The sequence below is a fragment of the Flavobacterium sp. LM5 genome (genome assembly GCF_002017945.1).
Classification (GTDB): domain Bacteria; phylum Bacteroidota; class Bacteroidia; order Flavobacteriales; family Flavobacteriaceae; genus Flavobacterium; species Flavobacterium succinicans.
Genome location: NZ_MUFX01000001.1, coordinates 339,946 through 358,288, shown reverse-complemented (window position 1 = coordinate 358,288; position 18,343 = coordinate 339,946). Strand labels below are relative to the sequence as shown.

Genomic DNA, 18,343 nt, shown 5'->3' with positions numbered 1-18,343 from the left:
TGATTTTTCTTAAAAATTAACCATGAAAAAACTCCAAGTTTGCTTGAAGTTTTCAGAGTTATAGTTCGGATTCGAACTTTTTCTTTATTTAATTTTTCCTAAAAATTAACCATAAAAAAACCTCCAAGTTTCCTTGAAGGTTTCAGAGGCATCGTCCGGATTCGAACCGGAGTAGGAGCTTTTGCAGAGCCCAGCCTAGCCGCTCGGCCACGACGCCATTGTTTAAACGGATTGCAAATGTAGTATAAAATTTCTAAAATTCAAATTTCATGGTTTAAATTAATACATATTTAGCGGTTCTTTTGTAGATGCCAGTTTGTATTGAAATGTAAACTAAGATCGAGATTTACTCATAATGATAGTAACTTGTTCTACATCACCACCAATAGGAGGGTTAATTTTAGAAACTTCTACTGCTACTTTTGTAATACTTGGTGCTTCTAATAAAGCACGATTTATAATTCTGTTAGCCACATGTTCTAATAATTTGGAGCGAATGGCCATTTCTTCCTCTACAATTTTGTTTAAAAGTACATAATCAACCGTATCTTTTAATTCATCTGATAACGCTGATGTTGATAAATCACAGTCTATTTCTAAGTTTACCAAATAGTCTGAACCTATTTTTCCTTCCTCAATTAAACAGCCATGATAGGAGTAGGTACGTATATTTTTTAATCTAATTTTACTCATTTGTTGTATTTTTATTGGGTAGTATTGATGTGACGATGATGTAAAAATCATTCTTAACTAGAATAGATTCTTATCTCTTTAAGATTATTATTGATACAAAAATAAGCATATTTTAGATGAAGTGTATTCGCTAGGGCTGTTAACTCTAATCTAATTTTCTATCTTTGCTTTTCAAATTACTCAACAATGGCATTAGAAGAAAAATCCCTTCATTTTATTGAACAAATTATAGAAGATAGTATTGCGAATGGTTTTCCAAAGGAGCAGTTACGTTTTCGTTTTCCACCAGAACCTAACGGTTATTTGCATATTGGTCATGCCAAATCCATTTGTCTAAATTTTGGTTTGGGTTTAAAATACAATGCACCTGTAAATCTTCGTTTTGACGACACGAATCCTGCTAAAGAAGAGCAAGAATATGTCGATGCAATCAAGGAAGATGTACAATGGTTAGGTTTTAATTGGTCCGAAGAAGTGTATTCTTCTGATTATTTTCAACAATTGTATGATTGGGCTATTTTGTTAATTAAAAAAGGGAAAGCCTATGTAGATAGTCAATCTTCTGAAGATATGGCTGCTCAAAAAGGAACGCCTACACAACCAGGAGTAGATGGTCCATATAGAAATCGTTCTATTGAAGAAAATCTAGCCTTGTTTGAAGGAATGAAAAATGGTGATTTTCCTGAAGGAAGTCATGTTTTACGTGCTAAAATTGATATGGCTTCCACTAATATGTTGATGCGTGATCCGTTGATGTATAGAATCTTACACCGTCATCATCATCGTACTGGAAACGATTGGAATATCTATCCGATGTATGATTATGCACATGGTGAAAGTGATTATTTAGAACAAATTTCTCACTCTATTTGTACCCTTGAATTTGTGATGCACCGCGAGTTGTATGACTGGTTTTTGGATCAAATTTATGATACTGAAAAAGTGCGTCCTCGTCAATACGAATTTGCTCGATTGAACTTGAATTATACCGTTATGAGCAAACGAAAATTATTGCAATTGGTTCAAGATAAAGTGGTTAATGGTTGGGATGATCCTCGAATGCCTACAATTTCAGGTTTACGAAGAAGAGGCTACACCGCCGCTGCCATCCGTAAATTTTGTGAGACTATAGGTGTAGCGAAGCGTGAAAATATTATTGACGTTTCCCTTTTAGATTTTTGTTTACGCGAAGATTTGAATAAGAAAGCGCATCGTGTAATGGCTGTTTTAGATCCTGTTAAATTAGTAATTACCAATTATCCAGAAGATAAAGTAGAGTGGTTAGACGCCGAAAATAATCAAGAAGATGATACGGCTGGTTTTAGAAAAGTGCCATTTGCACGTGAATTATATATAGAAAAAGAAGATTTTCTTGAAGTAGCTCCAGCAAAATTTTTCAGATTGAGTATTGGAAACGAGGTCCGTTTAAAAAATGGTTATATTATTAAAGGAGAGTCTGTTATCAAAGATGCTGAGGGTGCTATTCTTGAAATTCATGCAACATATGATACAGATTCATTGAGTGGAAGTGGGAGCGAAGCGAGTAAACGTAAAGTAGCGGGTACCTTGCATTGGGTAGCTATTGCGCATGCTTTAGAAGCTGAAGTACGTTTGTACGATCGATTGTTTACAGATGAAGCTCCTGATAGTCATAAAGAAAAGAGTTTTTTAGATTTTAAGAATCCATCCTCTTTGCAAATTGTTACTGGTTTTGTAGAGCCAAGTTTAGCTGGTACATTATCTGGAACACATTTTCAGTTTCAAAGATTGGGTTATTTTACAACTGATAAAGATACAACTTCTTCAAAATTAGTCTTTAATAAAACAGTTGGTCTTAAAGATGCTTGGGAAGAAAAAGATAAAAAAGAGGCCAATCTTTTAATGAATACCCAAAAGGAGATCAATAAATTTGTCAAAGAAAAAGACCAAAATAATGCTGAGATCATTTTAAATTCAATTGTTAATAATATTGAAAGTATTGCTAATTATAGTTTATTGATACAAACTGTTATTAAAAACATCAAAAATGATAATAATGCTTTATTATTTTCTAATTTGATTTTGAAACATTCTAATCTAGTTTCATTTTCAGATTTTGAATCAGAAGTGTTACAAAAATTATACACGATGTCTTTAAAAAGCCAATTGAGTTTTGTACAACAAGTGGTGAAAGAAAATTTACAGCATGACACGATTCATTTGCCGATTTTTAACTCTCAGTTGTAGTTGTTCAATAGTATAGATTTTTATTATCAAAAGCATCCTTAAAAAGGATGCTTTTTTATTATAGTTATTTTCTATTTTATTTATATTTTTTATAATTGATTTATATTAAAATTGACTTTCATAAATTATATTTAAGCCATTTATTTATTTTTTACGACTCAATTTACCTTTTTATTTTTTTCGTTTATCTATGGCTCTTATTTTTAATTTCACTCTTATTTTTATTAGTTTTTTAGGTTGTTAACTTTACATTGTTAATAAAGTTGTATCTTTATTCATAGTAACTTTAAATTTTCATAAAATATGTCAAGTAATACAGGTAATACTATTTTAGCGCTTATAACTGGAGCAGCGATTGGAGCTGGTATTGGAATTTTATTTGCACCAGATAAAGGAAGCAATACTAGAAGAAAAATTAGAAAAGGAGTAGAGGAGGCCTCAGATAATTTAAATGAAGCACTTTATGAGGTTTCTGATAAGTTGGTTGAAAAAGTATATTTAACCAAAGATGATTTAGAACAAAGTTTAGATAATTTAGTTTCGAACGCTAGTCATAAAACTGAGGATGTTATTTCTTTCTTAGAAGAAAAGTTAGCTGTACTAAAATTGAAAAATGCTAAATTTCAAAAATAACTTTTACTATGGCTTTAGACGAACTTAAAGAAAAAACAGATGATGTTCAAGAACAACTGCAAGCCTATATAGAGAGTAATCTTGCTTATTACAAACTTTGGGGTTTCAAAGTTGTGATGAAATCTAGTACTATGATTTTGAAATTTGCTATGATTTTACTTTGCTTTGCTATGGTGTTGTTATTTTGTTCTGTTGCTGCCGCTTTGGCACTAGGAAATTATTTCAATAGTAATGCTTTAGGTTTTTTAGTGGTAGGAGGTTTGTACCTTGCTGTTACACTCGGTTTGTTTATGATTAAAGATAAAATCGTCGAAGGACCTATTTTAGAGAAATTTTCAGAAATCTTTTTTAACGATTAATTTATGGAAGCAAAAAAATATGCCTCTTATGCAGAGATTGAAAGGGATTTGGAAATTTTAAAATTGCAAAAAGAAATTCACTATCAAAAAGTAGTCTTAAGTTTTCAAAAAACAAGGGAGAGTTTTGAGCCTAAAAATATAATAAATAGTTATTTAGGATCTTTTAAAGAAACCCTTTCCAATAATTATGTGCAATTATTGCAAGCAGCAATACCGTACATTTTAGGTTGGATTATTAATAGAAAAAGAGGCTAATAGCCTCTTTTTTATTGTTATTCTTCTGTGGTCTCTTCATTGATATCTGGTAGTTCAATTGTTTTGTTATTGTCTTTTTTTACTTTTTTACGTTCTGTTTTCTTCATCATTTCTCCCACTTGGTTAGAAGCAGAGAAGGAGGCTACCATATTGTTTAACATATCGCTGCCAGCTTGCGGTGAGTTGGGTAACAATATTAAATTGGAATTAGTATCAGCACCAATGGCCTGTAATGTATCATAATGTTGTGTGACAACGATTAATGCTGAAGCTTCTTGTGAATTGATACCTACTTTATTCAATACATCTACACTTTCTACCAACCCTCTTGCAATTTCTCTTCTTTGATCAGCTATACCTTGACCTTGTAAACGTTTACTTTCTGCTTCTGCTTTGGCTTTGGCTACAATTCTAATTCTTGATGCCTCTGCTTCAAATTCTGCCACTGTTTTCTCTCTATCAGCTGCATTAATTCTATTCATTGCATTTTTTACTTGAATATCTGGATCTATGTCAGTAACTAAGGTATTGATAATGGTGTAGCCATAGGTGGTCATAGCTTCGTTCAATTCTCTTTTTACCGCGATAGCGATATCATCTTTTCTCTCAAAAACATCATCTAAAATTAATTTTGGTACTTCAGCTCTTACCACGTCAAATACATAGGAAGTAATTTGATCGTGTGGAAATTCTAATTTGTAAAAGGCATCATATACTGTTTCCTTCACCACCATAAATTGCACAGATACTTTTAGTTTCACAAAGACGTTATCTTTAGTTTTGGTTTCGATAATAACATCTAATTGTTGGATTTTCAAATTTACACGTCCTGCAATTCGGTCAATTAATGGAATTTTTAGTTGAAGACCAGATTGTCTAATACTGTGAAATCTACCAAAACGTTCTACAATAATGCTTGTTTGTTGCTTCACTGTAAAGAAGGAAGAAAGAAAAATAAACAGTCCGAAGACTAAAGTAATAATTAAAAATACGTCCATAATTTTTGTTTTAAGATTCGTTACTACTTATACGTGTCATATATTTTTATGTTACAATTGATGTAGTTATTGTTTTGTTAATACTTTATTGGATTTCTTTAACCAGTTTTTTTGATTGTTGTTTTTATTTTTTCTCTTTCATTATATTGCTGAATTTTTATGTACCTTACTGTCTTAACTAAACAAAAAACCCTCCAAGTGGAGGGCTTTTATTTACAATGTGTTTATTGCTTTCTGTAGTCTTGTTATCGTTTCTTGTTTTCCTATTAGTTCTACAATGTCGAACAGGTGAGGGCCTTTGAGTGCACCAACTAAACTTAATCGAAACGGTTGCATAATTTTACCCATTCCAATTTCATTTTTCGTCATCCAATCTTTCACTATTGTTTCAATATGTAATGAAGTAAAATCATTTATTCCTTCTAGTATTGTGATTAATTCTTGCATCAATACTGGTGTTTCTTCCTTCCAATTTTTCTTTGCTTTTTCTTCATAATTTGTAGGAGCTTCGAAGAAATAGTCGGATAGTTCCCAAAATTCTGATACAAAATTGGCACGTTCTTTAATTAAAGAAACAATTTTAGTAAGCTTTTCTATTGCTAGGTTTTCTATTGCTCCGGTTTTCTCAGCGACAATTAATTTAAATTCTTGTGCTAAATCTGCATCTGATTTGTGGATTAAATACTGGTGATTGAACCATTTATTTTTTTCTGGATCAAACTTAGCTCCAGCTTTATGTACTCTTTTTAAGTCAAAACTTTCAGATAATTCTTCTAATGAAAACAATTCTTTTTCTGTTCCATCATTCCATCCTAATAGCGCTAAGAAGTTAACAACAGCTTCAGGGAAAAAGCCTTTTTCTCTGTAACCAGAGGATGTACCTTCTGCTGTAGTCCATTCTAAAGGAAAAACAGGGAAACCTAGTTTGTCTCCATCCCTTTTGGAAAGTTTACCGTTTCCAATAGGCTTTAAAATTAGTGGTAAATGTGCAAATTCAGGAGCTTCCCAATCAAAAGCACGATATAATAATACGTGTAGTGGCATGGAAGGTAACCATTCTTCACCACGGATTACATGAGTAGTTTCCATTAAATGATCATCGACTATATTGGCTAAATGATACGTTGGCATACCATCGCTTTTGAATAATACTTTATCATCTAGTAGATTGGTTTCAAATTTTACATCGCCACGAATGATGTCTTTTAAGTGTAAAGTTTCGTCTGTAGGAGTTTTGAAGCGTATTACATAATCAGCACCTGAGGCTAGTTTTGCTTTGGTTTCTTCTTCAGTTAAAACTAGTGAATTGTTAAGTTGTGTTCTATTAGTATGATTATATATGAATGTTTTTCCTAGTTCTTCACATTCTTTTCTAACTTTATCTAGATCATCTGCGCTATCAAAGGCATAGTAAGCATTCCCAGAATTGATTAGAATATCTGCATATTGATGGTACAATTCTTTTCTTTCACTTTGTTTGTAAGGGCCAAATTTTTCATTTTTTCCAACGGTTTCATCTGGTGCTATGCCTAGCCATTCTAGTGCTTCTAGTATGTATTCTTCTGCACCTGGTACAAATCTATTTTGATCCGTGTCTTCAATTCTTAAGTAGAAAGTACCTTTGTTTTTTTTGGCAAACAAATAATTAAATAGTGCGGTTCTTACTCCGCCTATATGTAAAGGTCCTGTTGGACTTGGTGCAAATCGCACTCTTACGGGTCTTGACATCTTTTTTATTTTTTTACAAATATACGATTTTAGCCTTCGTAATCTTTTTTTCTTCTTTTAGTGGTGTTCTTTTATGCCTTTTTTTTATGTTTTTGAATTGGTTATTATCGTAATTTTATAGGTTATATTTTAAATATTTTATCTCTTGGAATCTCGTATCATTATATATCAAAAGTTAGAGGCTTTTACTCGTAAATTTTATACCAATGAATTAGTTCGTGGAATTTTACTTTTTATTGGTTTTGGTCTACTGTATTTTTTATTTACCTTATTTATTGAATACTTTCTGTGGCTTCAACCTGCGGCTCGTACTTTTTTATTTTGGACGTTTATTTTTGTAGAATTGTTTTTATTGGTCCGTTTTATTGCGTTTCCAATATTTAAAATTATCAAACTTAAAAAGGGTATTTCTTACGAGCAAGCTGCTCAAATTATTGGAAATCATTTTCCAGAAGTAGGGGATAAGTTGCTTAATTTTCTTCAATTGGCTCAACCTACTACTATTTCTTCTGAATTATTAGTTGCCTCTATTGAGCAGATGTCGCAATCTTTTGTAATGATTCCTTTTAGTAATGCGATTAATTTTAAGAAAAATAAGCGATTTCTTCCTATTGCTTTGATTCCTTTATTTTTCATTTTACTTTTTTATGTTTCCGGTAATACGGCTATTATTTCACAAAGTTTTAATCGTGTGATACACTATAATGCTACTTTTGTTAAACCATCGCCATTTGAATTAGTGATTCAAAATAGTAGTTTATCTGTTCAAGAAAATAAAAAATTTGTATTGCAAGTCAAAGCCGTTGGTAACGTTGTGCCTGAAAATGTATTAATTTACATTGGTAACGAAAGTTATTTTATGGAGGCTATTTCACCTGGTGTGTTTCAATTTAATTTTACAAATACGAGTGAAAATTTAATTTTCCATTTAGAATCTAATGCTGTTATTACTAAAGATTATGAATTGAATGTTGTAGCAGTACCTTCTATTGCTAGTTTTGAAATGGTGATGGATTTCCCTAATTATCTTAATCGAAAGCGCGAGGTTGTTAAGGGCACTGGAAATGCAATTATTCCTGAAGGCACCAAAATTTCTTGGAAAATTGTTGGTAATGCAACTGATTTCATTTCGTTTATGATAGGGAAGGAGTCTTATCCGTTTGTTGCTACAGTTCAATCATTTAATTTTAGTAAAATATTTAATCAAAATACAGATTATCAAGTTATTACCTCTAATTCTAGCATTAAAAACTTTGAAAAACTCAGTTATCAACTCGTTGTTGTCAAAGATCAGTTTCCAAGTATCGAAATGATCGATATTCCTGCAGAGGTAAAGCAACAAAGCAACCATTTGGTAGGTAAGATTAATGATGATTATGGTATTTCTAAGCTTCAAATAGTATACTACGAAAAGGGTAAACCTCAGTTTGCTAAACGTGGAACATTAAATTGTAACCATGGTGTATTTGATCAATTTGTTTTTTCATTTCCTTCTAATCTTCCAGTGCAGGAGGGTGTTGATTATGATTTCTATTTTGAAGTATTTGATAATGATGCCTTGCATAATTTTAAGAGTACTCGTTCAATAGTTTTTTCTAATCACATTGATTCGAAAACGGAACAACAAGATGCCATTTTTGAACAACAAAATTCAAATTTAAATAGTTTGGATAAAACTTTAGAACAACAAAGTAAACAGTTTTCAGATTTAGAGAAGTTAAAAAAGCTTGGAAAAGAGAAGAAAGATTTTGAATTTAAAGATCAAAAATTGGCTCAAGATTTTATTCAAAGACAAAAGCAACAAGATGATTTAATGAAATCTTTTGCTGAAAAAATTAAAGATAATCTACAAAAAGAGTCGACAGAAACCAAAGATGAAACGAAAGCTATTCTTGAAAAACGTCTTGAGAAAGTTACTGAATCTATTGATAAAAACAAGAAGTTATTAGACGAATTAAACCAACTTAATGATAAATTAAACAATGAAGAGTTTCAAGAAAAACTACAACAATTCAAACAATCCAGTAGTAATCAAGTTAAAACTTTGGAGCAATTAGTCGAGTTAACAAAACGGTATTATGTCGATAAGAAAACCAACCAAATTGCTGATAAATTAGAGAAGCTTTCTCAGGAACAGCAAAAATTATCTGACACACCTTCTCCGAACGCAGTGGAACAGCAGGATAAGTTATCTGATGAATTTAAGAATATACAAGAGCAGTTAGAGGATGTAAAAAAAGAAAATCAATCTTTAAAAAATCCTCTGGAACTTCCCAACACTCAGCCTTTGGAAAATTCTATTTCAAATGATATGAAGTCAGCTAAAGAGCAGTTGAATAAAAAACAAACGCAATCTGCTAAATCGAATCAAAAAAAGGCAGCCAACGAATTGAAGTCTTTAAGTAATCAATTAAAAGAATCTATGGCTGAAAACGAGCAAGAACAATTAGAAGAAGACGTTAAAATGTTACGCCAAGTTTTAGATAATTTACTCTCTTTTTCTTTCTCTCAGGAGGAGGTGATGAAGCAATTTAAAATATCTAAAGTTGGTTCTTTTGGTTATAATGTTAACTTAAAAAAGCAACAAAATTTAAAGACACAATTTAAACATGTAGACGATTCCTTATTCACGCTCTCTTTGCGTAATGCTAAAATTCAAGAAGAGATAACCAAGGAAGTAGGTAATGTGCAATACAATTTAGATAGTGCCATTGATAAATTAGGGAACGGTATAATTTCTAAAGGAGTTTCACATCAACAATTTTCTATTGCCTCATCCAATAAGTTAGCTGATTTTTTGAGCGAGTTATTGAGTAATATGCAGATGAATTTATCTGGTATGAAAAGTGGGAATCCTAAACCTGGGCAAGGTAAAGGCATGCAATTACCTGATATTATTTCAAAGCAAAAAGGTTTAGGTGATAAGATGAAAAAACAAATGAATCCCGAGAATAAGCCTGGTGAGGGTGATCCTAAATCTGGTAGTAAAGGTCAAAAGGATGCTAAAGGCAATGAAGGTCAAGACGGCGAAGGTGATGCTAAAGCGATAATGCAGATTTATAAAGAGCAAAAGGAATTACGCGACGCGCTACAAAATGAGTTATCAAAACAAGGTCTAACTGGAAATGGACAGAAGATTTTAGAGCAGATGAAACAACTTGAAAAACAACTTTTGAATAAAGGTTTTAAGAATGATGTTTTACAACGCTCACTTTCTATTAATCAAGAATTATTAAAACTTGAAACCGCTTTACAACAACAAGGCGAGGACACCAAACGTAAAGCTGAATCCAATTCTAAAGCATTCAACAATACATCAAAGCCGCTCCCCGCTAGTTTGTTACAATACTTAAACAGTGTTGAGATATTAAACAGACAATCACTACCTTTGCAGCCAAATTTCAACCAAAAGGTTCAAAAATATTTTAATAAAAATGATTGATTTTAATTACGAATCAGATTTTGTTTTAGAGAATGATACTGCTATTGCAGAATGGATTTCTCAGGTTATTGTTTCTGAGAATAAAACGGAAGGAGATATTAATTATATATTTTGTGATGATGAATATCTTCACCAAATTAATGTAGAGTATCTGGATCATGATACACTCACTGATGTTATTAGCTTCGATTATTCTTTAGGTAACGAAATTCATGGTGATATTTTTATATCTGTAGAGCGTGTTCAAGATAACGCGGTTGATTATAATGTTCCTTTTGAGGACGAATTAAGACGCGTAATTATTCATGGGATTCTTCATTATTGTGGTTATAAAGATAAATCAGAAGCTGATGAATTACTAATGAGAAAAAAAGAAGATGAAAAGTTAGCGCTGTTTCACGTGGAACAGTAAAATATTTTTTTACTCGTATTGTTTCACGTGAAACAATGTTTTAATTTTTTTATTGTCTTTTTTTTGTTTCACGTGAAACATTTTATTAAAACCAGACTTTCTTTAATTTATTATTCATGTTCCACGTGAAACCTTTTTAATAAGTTTCACGTGGAACACTTAACAAAGAATATTATTCTTTTAAATTTTTTACAATGTTTTTAAGTGAGTATGATGTGATTGTTGTGGGAGCTGGGCATGCCGGTTCTGAAGCTGCTGCTGCTGCCGCAAATTTGGGTTCGAAGACGCTTTTGGTTACGATGAGTTTACAGAACATTGCGCAGATGTCGTGTAATCCCGCTATGGGTGGAATTGCTAAAGGGCAAATTGTTCGTGAGATTGATGCGCTTGGTGGGTACTCAGGAATAGTTTCTGATCGTACTGCGATTCAATTTAAAATGTTGAATAAATCCAAAGGTCCTGCGATGTGGTCGCCAAGGGTTCAAAGTGATCGTATGCGATTTGCTGAAGAATGGAGAATGATGTTGGAGGGTACCGCTAATTTGGATTTTTATCAAGAGATGGTTTCGGGTTTGATTTTTGAGAATGGCTCGATTAAGGGAATTAAAACTTCTCTTGGTGTTGAAATTCGTTCGAAGTCTGTAGTTTTAACTAATGGTACTTTTTTGAATGGTTTGATTCATATTGGTGAAAAACAATTCGGCGGTGGTAGAGCAGGGGAGAGTGCTGCGTATGGTATTACGGAAGATTTAGTAAATGTTGGTTTTGAATCTGGAAGAATGAAAACAGGAACGCCTCCTAGAGTAGATGGACGTTCTTTGGATTTTTCTAAAATGAATGAAGAAAGAGGAGATGCTAAACCGCATAAATTTTCATATTCAGATTTAACCTCTCCGTTAAAACAGCAACGTTCTTGTTATATGACGTATACTTCTAATGAGGTGCATAGTATTTTAAGAGAAGGGTTTGATCGTTCGCCAATGTTTAATGGTCGTATCAAAAGTTTAGGCCCTCGCTATTGTCCTTCTATTGAAGATAAAATTAATCGCTTTGCTGATAAAGATAGACATCAATTGTTTGTAGAACCAGAAGGTTGGAATACATGTGAAATGTATGTGAATGGATTTTCAACTTCTTTGCCTGAAGATATTCAGTACAAAGCGTTACGTTCAGTTGTTGGATTTGAGAATGTAAAATTCTTTCGTCCGGGGTATGCTATCGAGTATGATTATTTTCCACCAACACAATTAAAGCATACGCTCGAAACTAAATTGGTTGAAGGTTTGTTTTTTGCTGGTCAAATTAATGGAACTACCGGTTATGAGGAAGCAGCTGCTCAAGGATTGATGGCGGGTATCAATGCGCACTTGAAAGTACACGATAAAGCACCTCTTATTTTGAAACGTGATGAAGCGTATATTGGAGTGTTGATCGATGATTTGATTACTAAAGGTACCGAAGAACCTTATCGAATGTTTACTTCTAGAGCTGAATATCGTACTTTGCTTCGTCAGGATAATGCTGATTTTCGTTTGACCCCACTATCTTTTGAAATTGGTTTGGCTTCTGAATCTCGATTACGCAGAATGGAAAAGAAATTAAACGAGTCTGAAAAGATGGTTGCCTTTTTTAAAGAAACTAGTGTTAGTGTGGCTGAAACCAATCCTATTTTAGCAGCAAAGGATACCTCATTGATAACACAGGGAGATAAAATGTTTAAAGTTTTTTCTCGTCCTCAAATTGATTTAGATGATATTTTGCAATTCGAAAAGGTGAAGCACTATATTGAAGAGAATGAATTAGACGATGAAATATTAGAGCAAGCCGAGATTCAAGTTAAATATTCTGGTTATATCGAAAAAGAAAGAAATAATGCTGATAAACTGACTAGGTTAGAAGAAGTAAAGATTCCTGAGAATTTCGATTACTCAAAAATTAAATCCATGTCTATAGAAGCACGTCAAAAACTAGATAAGATTCGTCCCGTTACTATTTCGCAGGCCTCTCGTATCAGTGGTGTTTCGCCAAGTGACGTTTCTGTACTTTTAATTTATATGGGTCGATAATTTTTAAGTTTACTATTCTTCTTTTTTTTACAAATTAATTTATTGTTTATTTTTTTAGTTTTTCTGGGATACGATTAAAAATCGATACATAATATGTTCCACGTGAAACTTAATTTTAAATCAACGAGAATTGTTATCTGATAAAAGGATAACAATTTTTACTTTATAACACACCCCAATGACAATTTTGAATAAAAAACATTTTTTAACCGTACAAGATTATTCGGTTTCTCAAGAGCAATTCGATTTGTATCACGATGAATCTTTGGATATGCTCATCACACATCCGCAACCCAGTTTAGATAATTTAGGGAAGTATTACGAAAGTGTAGATTATATTTCGCATACCGATTCTAAAAGAAGCCTTTTTGAAAAAGCCTATCATTTTGTAAAAGGAATTGCTTTGAAAAATAAATTGCAATTAATTAACTCAGAACAGCCATCCAAAGGAAAACTTTTGGATATAGGTGCAGGAACAGGAGATTTTTTATTGGTAGCTAAAAATAATGGTTGGGAAACAGTAGGAATTGAACCTAGTGAGAAAGCAAAAAAAATTGCCTTTACTAAAGGTATTTCTTTTGAGGAAACAACTTCCAATTTACCTGATCATAGTTTTGACTGTATTACGATGTGGCATGTCTTAGAACATGTTCCAGATTTAGATTTTCAGATAAAGGAATTGAAACGATTAGTAAAACCTTCTGGAACTTTAATTATAGCGGTTCCTAATTTCAAATCTTATGATGCGGAATATTATCAAAATTTTTGGGCGGCCTACGATGTGCCCATTCACTTTTGGCATTTTTCTAAAAAAGCGATCGAACTGCTTTTTCAAAAAGAGAATTTCAATTTGACAAAAGTTCTACCTATGAAATTTGATTCTTTTTATGTGAGTCTGCTTTCTGAAAAATACAAAAAAGGAAAAATGAATTATATTAAAGCATTTTTTATTGGTTTGCGTTCTAATTGGAAAGCGCGTCGTTCAATGGAGTATTCTTCGCTCATTTATGTTCTTAAAAAGAGCCAAAATCGATTTTAAGCCATTTTAAGCCTAGTTTTTGCTTAAAAACGTATCAGAAGTACTCTTTTTTAAAATATTTCCGCATTTTAAAGCTATATGTGTCAGTTTTAATCGAGTATTTTTATGGTTTGTTTTTGTTTAATAAGGAAAACTGATTTGGCTTATTTTGCCCATTTTTTAAACTTTAGTTTGATACCAACTATTTTTTTATATTTTTGTAATACATCTAAAATAAATTATCTCCAATGAAAAAATCATTACTTATCCTGGCCCTTGCAATTGCATTTGTGTCTTGTGATAAAAAAGCAGAAGTAAAAGAAGTAAAAACAGCTTATGTGGATACTTCTGAATTAATGAAAGAATACACAGAAGCAAAAGATCTTGAGGCAAAATATAAAACTCAAGCACAGGAAAAAGGACGTCAGTTAGAAGCTGAAATTAATCGTTTCAAACAAGAGGCTGCTAATTTTCAATCTCAAGCGCAAGCTAACGGTCAAGAATGGGCTCAAAAAAAAGGAGCTGAATTACAAAAAAGAGAGCAACAGTTAGGTTATGCGCAACAAGCTTTATCTCAACAATTGCAAATGGAAAGCGGGAAAGAAATGGATTCGCTTGTAAGTGGTGTGAAAAAGTTTATCAAAGCGTACGGTAAAGAAAAAGGTTATGCTTACATCTATGGTACTGGCGATGCCGCATCTATCTTGTATGCAGAAGATAAATTTGATATTACGAAAGAAATCATCAAAGCTTTGAATGACAAATACAAAGCTGGAGCAGCTGCAAAAGAAGAAAAAGCAGCCGATAAAAAATAAGCGTAAATGATTCGCAATATAGCCTTCATCTGAAAAGATGAAGGCTTTTTTATTATTATGTGACACGTTTACAGCTGCGATTCAATTTTAAATGCCTATTCTTTTTAAATTTGTTTGAATTTGATCTTAGTAATGGTTTATTTTTTGCTTTTTTATCTTCCAATTCGTAAATTTTACGCTGATTATCTTTTTTGTTGCTATTAGCCTATTAATTCATCTTTTTTTTCATTTTTAGTTATACGCCATGCAAAATTTATCTCCCGAAGCTCTTTATACGTTACAATTTATCAATCAAACCAATCGGTCTGTTTTTCTAACAGGAAAAGCCGGAACGGGTAAGACTACACTCTTGCGCCAAATTATAGCTACAACTCATAAAAATACCGTTGTGGTTGCACCCACAGGTATTGCGGCGTTAAATGCAAACGGAGTCACCATTCACTCCATGTTTCAATTGCCTTTTGGGGCTTTTATTCCAGATTATTCTGATCCACAATTTTCTGACTCCTTAAAATTTGAAACCAAAGCCACTTTACAACGTCATTTTAAAATGGGCGGTCTTAAGAAAGCCGTAATTCGTAATATGGAGTTATTGATTATTGATGAAGTGAGTATGCTGCGAGCGGATGTTCTTGATGCTATGGATTTTATGATGCAGACCGTTCGCAAAAATCATAATCCCTTTGGCGGTGTGCAAATATTATTTATAGGAGATTTATTACAATTACCTCCTGTTATTCGCGATCAAGAATGGAGTGTTTTGCGTGCACACTATACGGGTAAATTCTTTTTTCATGCGCAGGTTTTAGTTCAGCATCCGCCTTTGTACATTGAGCTTACTCATATTTACAGACAAACCGATGAGCGTTTTATATCTGTTTTGAATCATTTGAGGAACAATGAAATTACGACTGAAGATGTAGCGATTTTAAACCAGTTTGTACAACCTAATTTTGATCTTAAAGCGAACAAAGGATATATTTGTTTGACCACGCACAATGCAAAAGCAGATTCGATCAATACTGATTCGCTTGCTGAATTACCTCAAAAGTTGTATCGTTATTATCCAGATATTACGGGTGATTTTCCCGAAAAGATGTATCCGTTAGAATCGCAATTGGAATTGAAAGTTGGGGCACAAGTGATGTTTATTAAAAATGATGTATCGTTCGAAAAACAATATTTTAACGGTAAAATGGGGGTAGTAGCTGCCCTGGGTACTAAAGAAATTCGTGTACATTTTGCGGAAGAAAATCTAACCATAGAAGTCGAAAAGTACGAATGGCAAAATATTCGCTACAAAGTAGATCCTTTGACGAAAGAAATCGAAGAGGAGGTTTTGGGAACTTTTGTACAATATCCGATCAAGTTGGCTTGGGCAATTACAGTTCACAAGAGTCAAGGTTTAACTTTTGACAAAGCAGCGATCGACGTATCGCAAGTTTTTCTTCCTGGACAAGCATATGTTGCTCTTTCGCGTTTGCGTTCGTTAGAAGGGCTTATTTTGCTTTCTCCGCTTAGAATGAATGGTATTTCTAATGATCAAGAAGTGATGGAGTATGCTCAAAATAAAGCGACCGAGCCCTATTTACAAGCCGCACTTCATTTTGAAACCAAAAATTTTATTTTGCAATTTCTATGTACCACATTCGATTGGAAGGAGTTAGCCCAAGAATGGCGCAACCATCGTTTTAGTTATCAAGATTCAGGTACTTCATCAACGAAAGCGAAACATGCCGTCTGGGCCATTGAAAAAGCTCAAATTATGGAACAACTTGTAGATCCTGCGACTAAATTTATGGTTCAACTACAAAAATTATTCGCCACCGAAACGGTTGATCTCCATCATGTGAAGCTCCGACTGAATGCCGCTTTTGATTATTTTTGGAAGCCTATGGACGCCTTAGTTGAGGCCTTACTTTGGAAATTGGAAGAAACGCAGCATAGTAAGAAATCAAAAGGTTTTTTTGACGAAATATCGCAATTAGAAAGTCTACAAACCAAAGCTGTATTGAAGCTCATGAAAGCTCAACTTTTGTTAGCTACAGTAGTGGCTGGCGAGCCTATTTCCAAAGAAAAGTTGACTTCTCCTGAAATTAAAACCTATGTAGCTCAGAAAATTGAAACAATCAAAGCGGCGTATAGGGATAAACATGGCGATTTACTACAAGAATCACCTGAAAAGGAGCGATATGCAACCAAAGATAAAAAAGGTAAAGCCAAAAAGAAAACTACCGTTGAGGAAACTTACGAACTGTGGTTACAAAAGAAATCCATTACCGAAATTGCTTTGATGCGAATGGTAACCAAGGAAACCGTAATGTTGCATTTGACCAAATTGTTGAGCCAGAAAAAAATTAGTATTGAAGAAGTGCTCCCAGAGGAGAAGCGCATAGCATTAGCCGATGCTTTTTTTGGATACCAAGAAGAAACTTTGGGTCCTTTAAAAGAAAAGCATGGTGATACTTTTAGCTGGGAAGAATTACGCATGTACAAAGCCACTTTAAATCAATAAAGCCAAAGTTACTTATAGATCTTTGCGAGAATAATCTCGGATGAGATTTTCCTAAACCAAAGTGATTTAGTACTATGCCAGATTTATTTTGGAGTTGATTTAGCGAAGGATGCTAATAAAAAAAACCTATTCGTTTCGGAATAGGTTTTGGTTTTTTATAGTGTTTGAATCAAAATCCAAGCATCGGGATTGTGATCTTCAATAATCTCTTTTTGTGCTTTTCTGGCTTCTGCAAAATTTGAATAGCTACCGTAAACTACAGGATAAAGCCCATTTTTGTTGATTGGAATTCTTTTGGCTTCGTAGCCTAATTTTTTAAGGCCTTGCAATTCTTTATTGGCATTTGTTTCACTGCGATATGCTCCTGCCATAATGTGATAACGCAAAGGAGCCGCTGTTTTTTTAGCTGTTGTATTTACAGACAAAGTTACCGTAGGAATTGGACTTTCAATAAAAAAGGTAGCTTCTTGAATTTTGTTTTGCACCTTTTTTTGTACCGATGTTTCTACCAATAAAGTTTGGTTTTCAATTTCCTTTTGATAAATACTGTAGCCTACACTTGAAGTGATACCTAAGCCTAAAACAAAAATAGCTGCATAACGTAAAAATGGGTAACGAGTTCCTTTGGTTTCCTCTTCAGCTACTTCTTCTACCTTAAGCGTTCTAAGTGTTGGCTCTTCGATCATCTTTTTTGCTTCCACCGCTTTTTCAAATAGCTCTCTTTTCACCATCGGAGATACAAACGGACTCAACCCGAAAGACGTGGTCAAGTATTGGTTCGTTTCTTCGGCAGTGAATACCAAATTGGCGTCAGCATTTAAGCGAAAAGTTCCAATGTTTTTAAACGATAATACACCATGTGTTTCCAATCTTTTTTGCCAGCTAAATACTTCAAACTGAATCAAACTCACCGCATAATCATACGATGTTTTTTCAGCCTGAGCCACGTGATGTGCCAATAAGCCATCATTGTTTTTTAGATTCGCATTGAACGAAATCATTTTTTTAGGAGGAAAAAAAGAATTAGTACTTTCTTGCAATTGTGCGGATTGGGTTTCAGTTAAAAAAGCACCAAATCCCGGTACAGCTACACATTGGTAACGGTACAAAAGCTGAGCGATGTATTGTTCGATTTTCATATTCGCAAAGTTAACGAACGAAAATAGTTATCAAAGTTTTATTC

General features: G+C 33.2%; 14 protein-coding genes and 1 tRNA gene. 10 read left to right on the top strand and 5 right to left on the bottom strand.

Going from position 1 to position 18,343, the window contains the following annotated elements; translation table 11 throughout:
- Window positions 1–146: 146 nt before the first annotated feature.
- Window positions 147–217 (bottom strand) — tRNA-Cys (locus tag BXU11_RS17800).
- A 116-nt stretch (window positions 218–333) separates the two neighbouring features.
- Window positions 334–693 (bottom strand): dihydroneopterin aldolase, encoded by a 360-nt coding sequence (gene folB, locus BXU11_RS01440; RefSeq protein ID WP_024980488.1) that lies wholly within the window; start codon window positions 691–693, stop codon window positions 334–336.
- A gap of 186 nt (window positions 694–879) precedes the next feature.
- Between folB and BXU11_RS01435 the strand changes: the two genes are divergently transcribed.
- From BXU11_RS01435 to BXU11_RS01420, 4 genes are all read left to right on the top strand, one after another.
- Window positions 880–2,919, top strand: a complete 2,040-nt coding sequence (locus BXU11_RS01435) for a glutamine--tRNA ligase/YqeY domain fusion protein (RefSeq protein ID WP_078210752.1) — start codon at window positions 880–882, stop codon at window positions 2,917–2,919.
- A 303-nt stretch (window positions 2,920–3,222) separates the two neighbouring features.
- On the top strand, window positions 3,223–3,552 hold the full coding sequence (locus tag BXU11_RS01430; protein ID WP_078210751.1) for a YtxH domain-containing protein: 330 nt from the start codon (window positions 3,223–3,225) through the stop codon (window positions 3,550–3,552).
- Between the two features lie 8 nt (window positions 3,553–3,560).
- Entirely contained in the window at window positions 3,561–3,911 is a 351-nt protein-coding gene (locus BXU11_RS01425) for a phage holin family protein (protein ID WP_078210750.1), read from the top strand.
- A gap of 3 nt (window positions 3,912–3,914) precedes the next feature.
- Window positions 3,915–4,166, top strand: a complete 252-nt coding sequence (locus tag BXU11_RS01420) for a DUF6327 family protein (RefSeq protein ID WP_078210749.1) — start codon at window positions 3,915–3,917, stop codon at window positions 4,164–4,166.
- A 17-nt stretch (window positions 4,167–4,183) separates the two neighbouring features.
- Here BXU11_RS01420 and BXU11_RS01415 read toward each other — a convergent pair whose 3' ends face one another.
- Both BXU11_RS01415 and gltX read right to left on the bottom strand, forming a co-directional pair.
- Window positions 4,184–5,164 (bottom strand): SPFH domain-containing protein, encoded by a 981-nt coding sequence (locus tag BXU11_RS01415; protein ID WP_078210748.1) that lies wholly within the window; start codon window positions 5,162–5,164, stop codon window positions 4,184–4,186.
- Window positions 5,165–5,377: 213 nt separating this feature from the next.
- Window positions 5,378–6,892, bottom strand: a complete 1,515-nt coding sequence (gene gltX / locus BXU11_RS01410) for a glutamate--tRNA ligase (protein ID WP_078210747.1) — start codon at window positions 6,890–6,892, stop codon at window positions 5,378–5,380.
- A gap of 145 nt (window positions 6,893–7,037) precedes the next feature.
- Here gltX and BXU11_RS01405 point away from each other — a divergent pair, with 145 nt between their 5' ends.
- The 6 genes from BXU11_RS01405 to BXU11_RS01380 all read left to right on the top strand — a co-directional run bounded on the left by BXU11_RS01405 (window position 7,038) and on the right by BXU11_RS01380 (window position 17,160).
- Window positions 7,038–10,334, top strand: coding sequence for a hypothetical protein (locus BXU11_RS01405; protein WP_078210746.1), 3,297 nt, complete (start codon window positions 7,038–7,040; stop codon window positions 10,332–10,334).
- Entirely contained in the window at window positions 10,327–10,746 is a 420-nt protein-coding gene (ybeY, locus tag BXU11_RS01400) for an rRNA maturation RNase YbeY (RefSeq protein ID WP_078210745.1), read from the top strand. Before BXU11_RS01405 ends, ybeY begins: the two co-directional genes overlap by 8 nt.
- Window positions 10,747–10,940: 194 nt before the next feature.
- Window positions 10,941–12,812, top strand: a complete 1,872-nt coding sequence (gene mnmG / locus BXU11_RS01395; RefSeq protein WP_078210744.1) for a tRNA uridine-5-carboxymethylaminomethyl(34) synthesis enzyme MnmG — start codon at window positions 10,941–10,943, stop codon at window positions 12,810–12,812.
- Window positions 12,813–12,990: 178 nt separating this feature from the next.
- A complete protein-coding gene (locus BXU11_RS01390) occupies window positions 12,991–13,851 on the top strand; it encodes a bifunctional 2-polyprenyl-6-hydroxyphenol methylase/3-demethylubiquinol 3-O-methyltransferase UbiG (RefSeq protein WP_078210743.1) in 861 nt (286 codons plus the stop codon).
- Window positions 13,852–14,078: 227 nt separating this feature from the next.
- Complete coding sequence (locus BXU11_RS01385) at window positions 14,079–14,645, top strand: OmpH family outer membrane protein (protein ID WP_024980478.1); 567 nt, start codon at window positions 14,079–14,081, stop codon at window positions 14,643–14,645.
- A gap of 244 nt (window positions 14,646–14,889) precedes the next feature.
- Complete coding sequence (locus BXU11_RS01380) at window positions 14,890–17,160, top strand: helix-turn-helix domain-containing protein (RefSeq protein WP_078210742.1); 2,271 nt, start codon at window positions 14,890–14,892, stop codon at window positions 17,158–17,160.
- Window positions 17,161–17,315: 155 nt separating this feature from the next.
- Here the strand turns inward: BXU11_RS01380 and BXU11_RS01375 are convergent, their stop codons facing one another.
- Entirely contained in the window at window positions 17,316–18,299 is a 984-nt protein-coding gene (locus tag BXU11_RS01375; protein WP_078210741.1) for an SPOR domain-containing protein, read from the bottom strand.
- Window positions 18,300–18,343 lie beyond the last annotated feature (44 nt).

What these genes read in the sequence shown, in the direction of transcription:
- BXU11_RS01415 (WP_078210748.1), bottom strand. Translation starts at nt 5,164, where the DNA reads ATGGACGTATTTTTAATTATTACTTTAGTCTTCGGACTGTTTATTTTT.
- BXU11_RS01420 (WP_078210749.1), top strand. Translation starts at nt 3,915, where the DNA reads ATGGAAGCAAAAAAATATGCCTCTTATGCAGAGATTGAAAGGGATTTG.
- BXU11_RS01425 (WP_078210750.1), top strand. Translation starts at nt 3,561, where the DNA reads ATGGCTTTAGACGAACTTAAAGAAAAAACAGATGATGTTCAAGAACAA.
- folB (WP_024980488.1), bottom strand. Translation starts at nt 693, where the DNA reads ATGAGTAAAATTAGATTAAAAAATATACGTACCTACTCCTATCATGGC.
- BXU11_RS01390 (WP_078210743.1), top strand. Translation starts at nt 12,991, where the DNA reads ATGACAATTTTGAATAAAAAACATTTTTTAACCGTACAAGATTATTCG.
- mnmG (WP_078210744.1), top strand. Translation starts at nt 10,941, where the DNA reads ATGTTTTTAAGTGAGTATGATGTGATTGTTGTGGGAGCTGGGCATGCC.
- gltX (WP_078210747.1), bottom strand. Translation starts at nt 6,892, where the DNA reads ATGTCAAGACCCGTAAGAGTGCGATTTGCACCAAGTCCAACAGGACCT.
- BXU11_RS01380 (WP_078210742.1), top strand. Translation starts at nt 14,890, where the DNA reads ATGCAAAATTTATCTCCCGAAGCTCTTTATACGTTACAATTTATCAAT.
- BXU11_RS01375 (WP_078210741.1), bottom strand. Translation starts at nt 18,299, where the DNA reads ATGAAAATCGAACAATACATCGCTCAGCTTTTGTACCGTTACCAATGT.
- BXU11_RS01385 (WP_024980478.1), top strand. Translation starts at nt 14,079, where the DNA reads ATGAAAAAATCATTACTTATCCTGGCCCTTGCAATTGCATTTGTGTCT.
- BXU11_RS01435 (WP_078210752.1), top strand. Translation starts at nt 880, where the DNA reads ATGGCATTAGAAGAAAAATCCCTTCATTTTATTGAACAAATTATAGAA.
- BXU11_RS01430 (WP_078210751.1), top strand. Translation starts at nt 3,223, where the DNA reads ATGTCAAGTAATACAGGTAATACTATTTTAGCGCTTATAACTGGAGCA.
- ybeY (WP_078210745.1), top strand. Translation starts at nt 10,327, where the DNA reads ATGATTGATTTTAATTACGAATCAGATTTTGTTTTAGAGAATGATACT.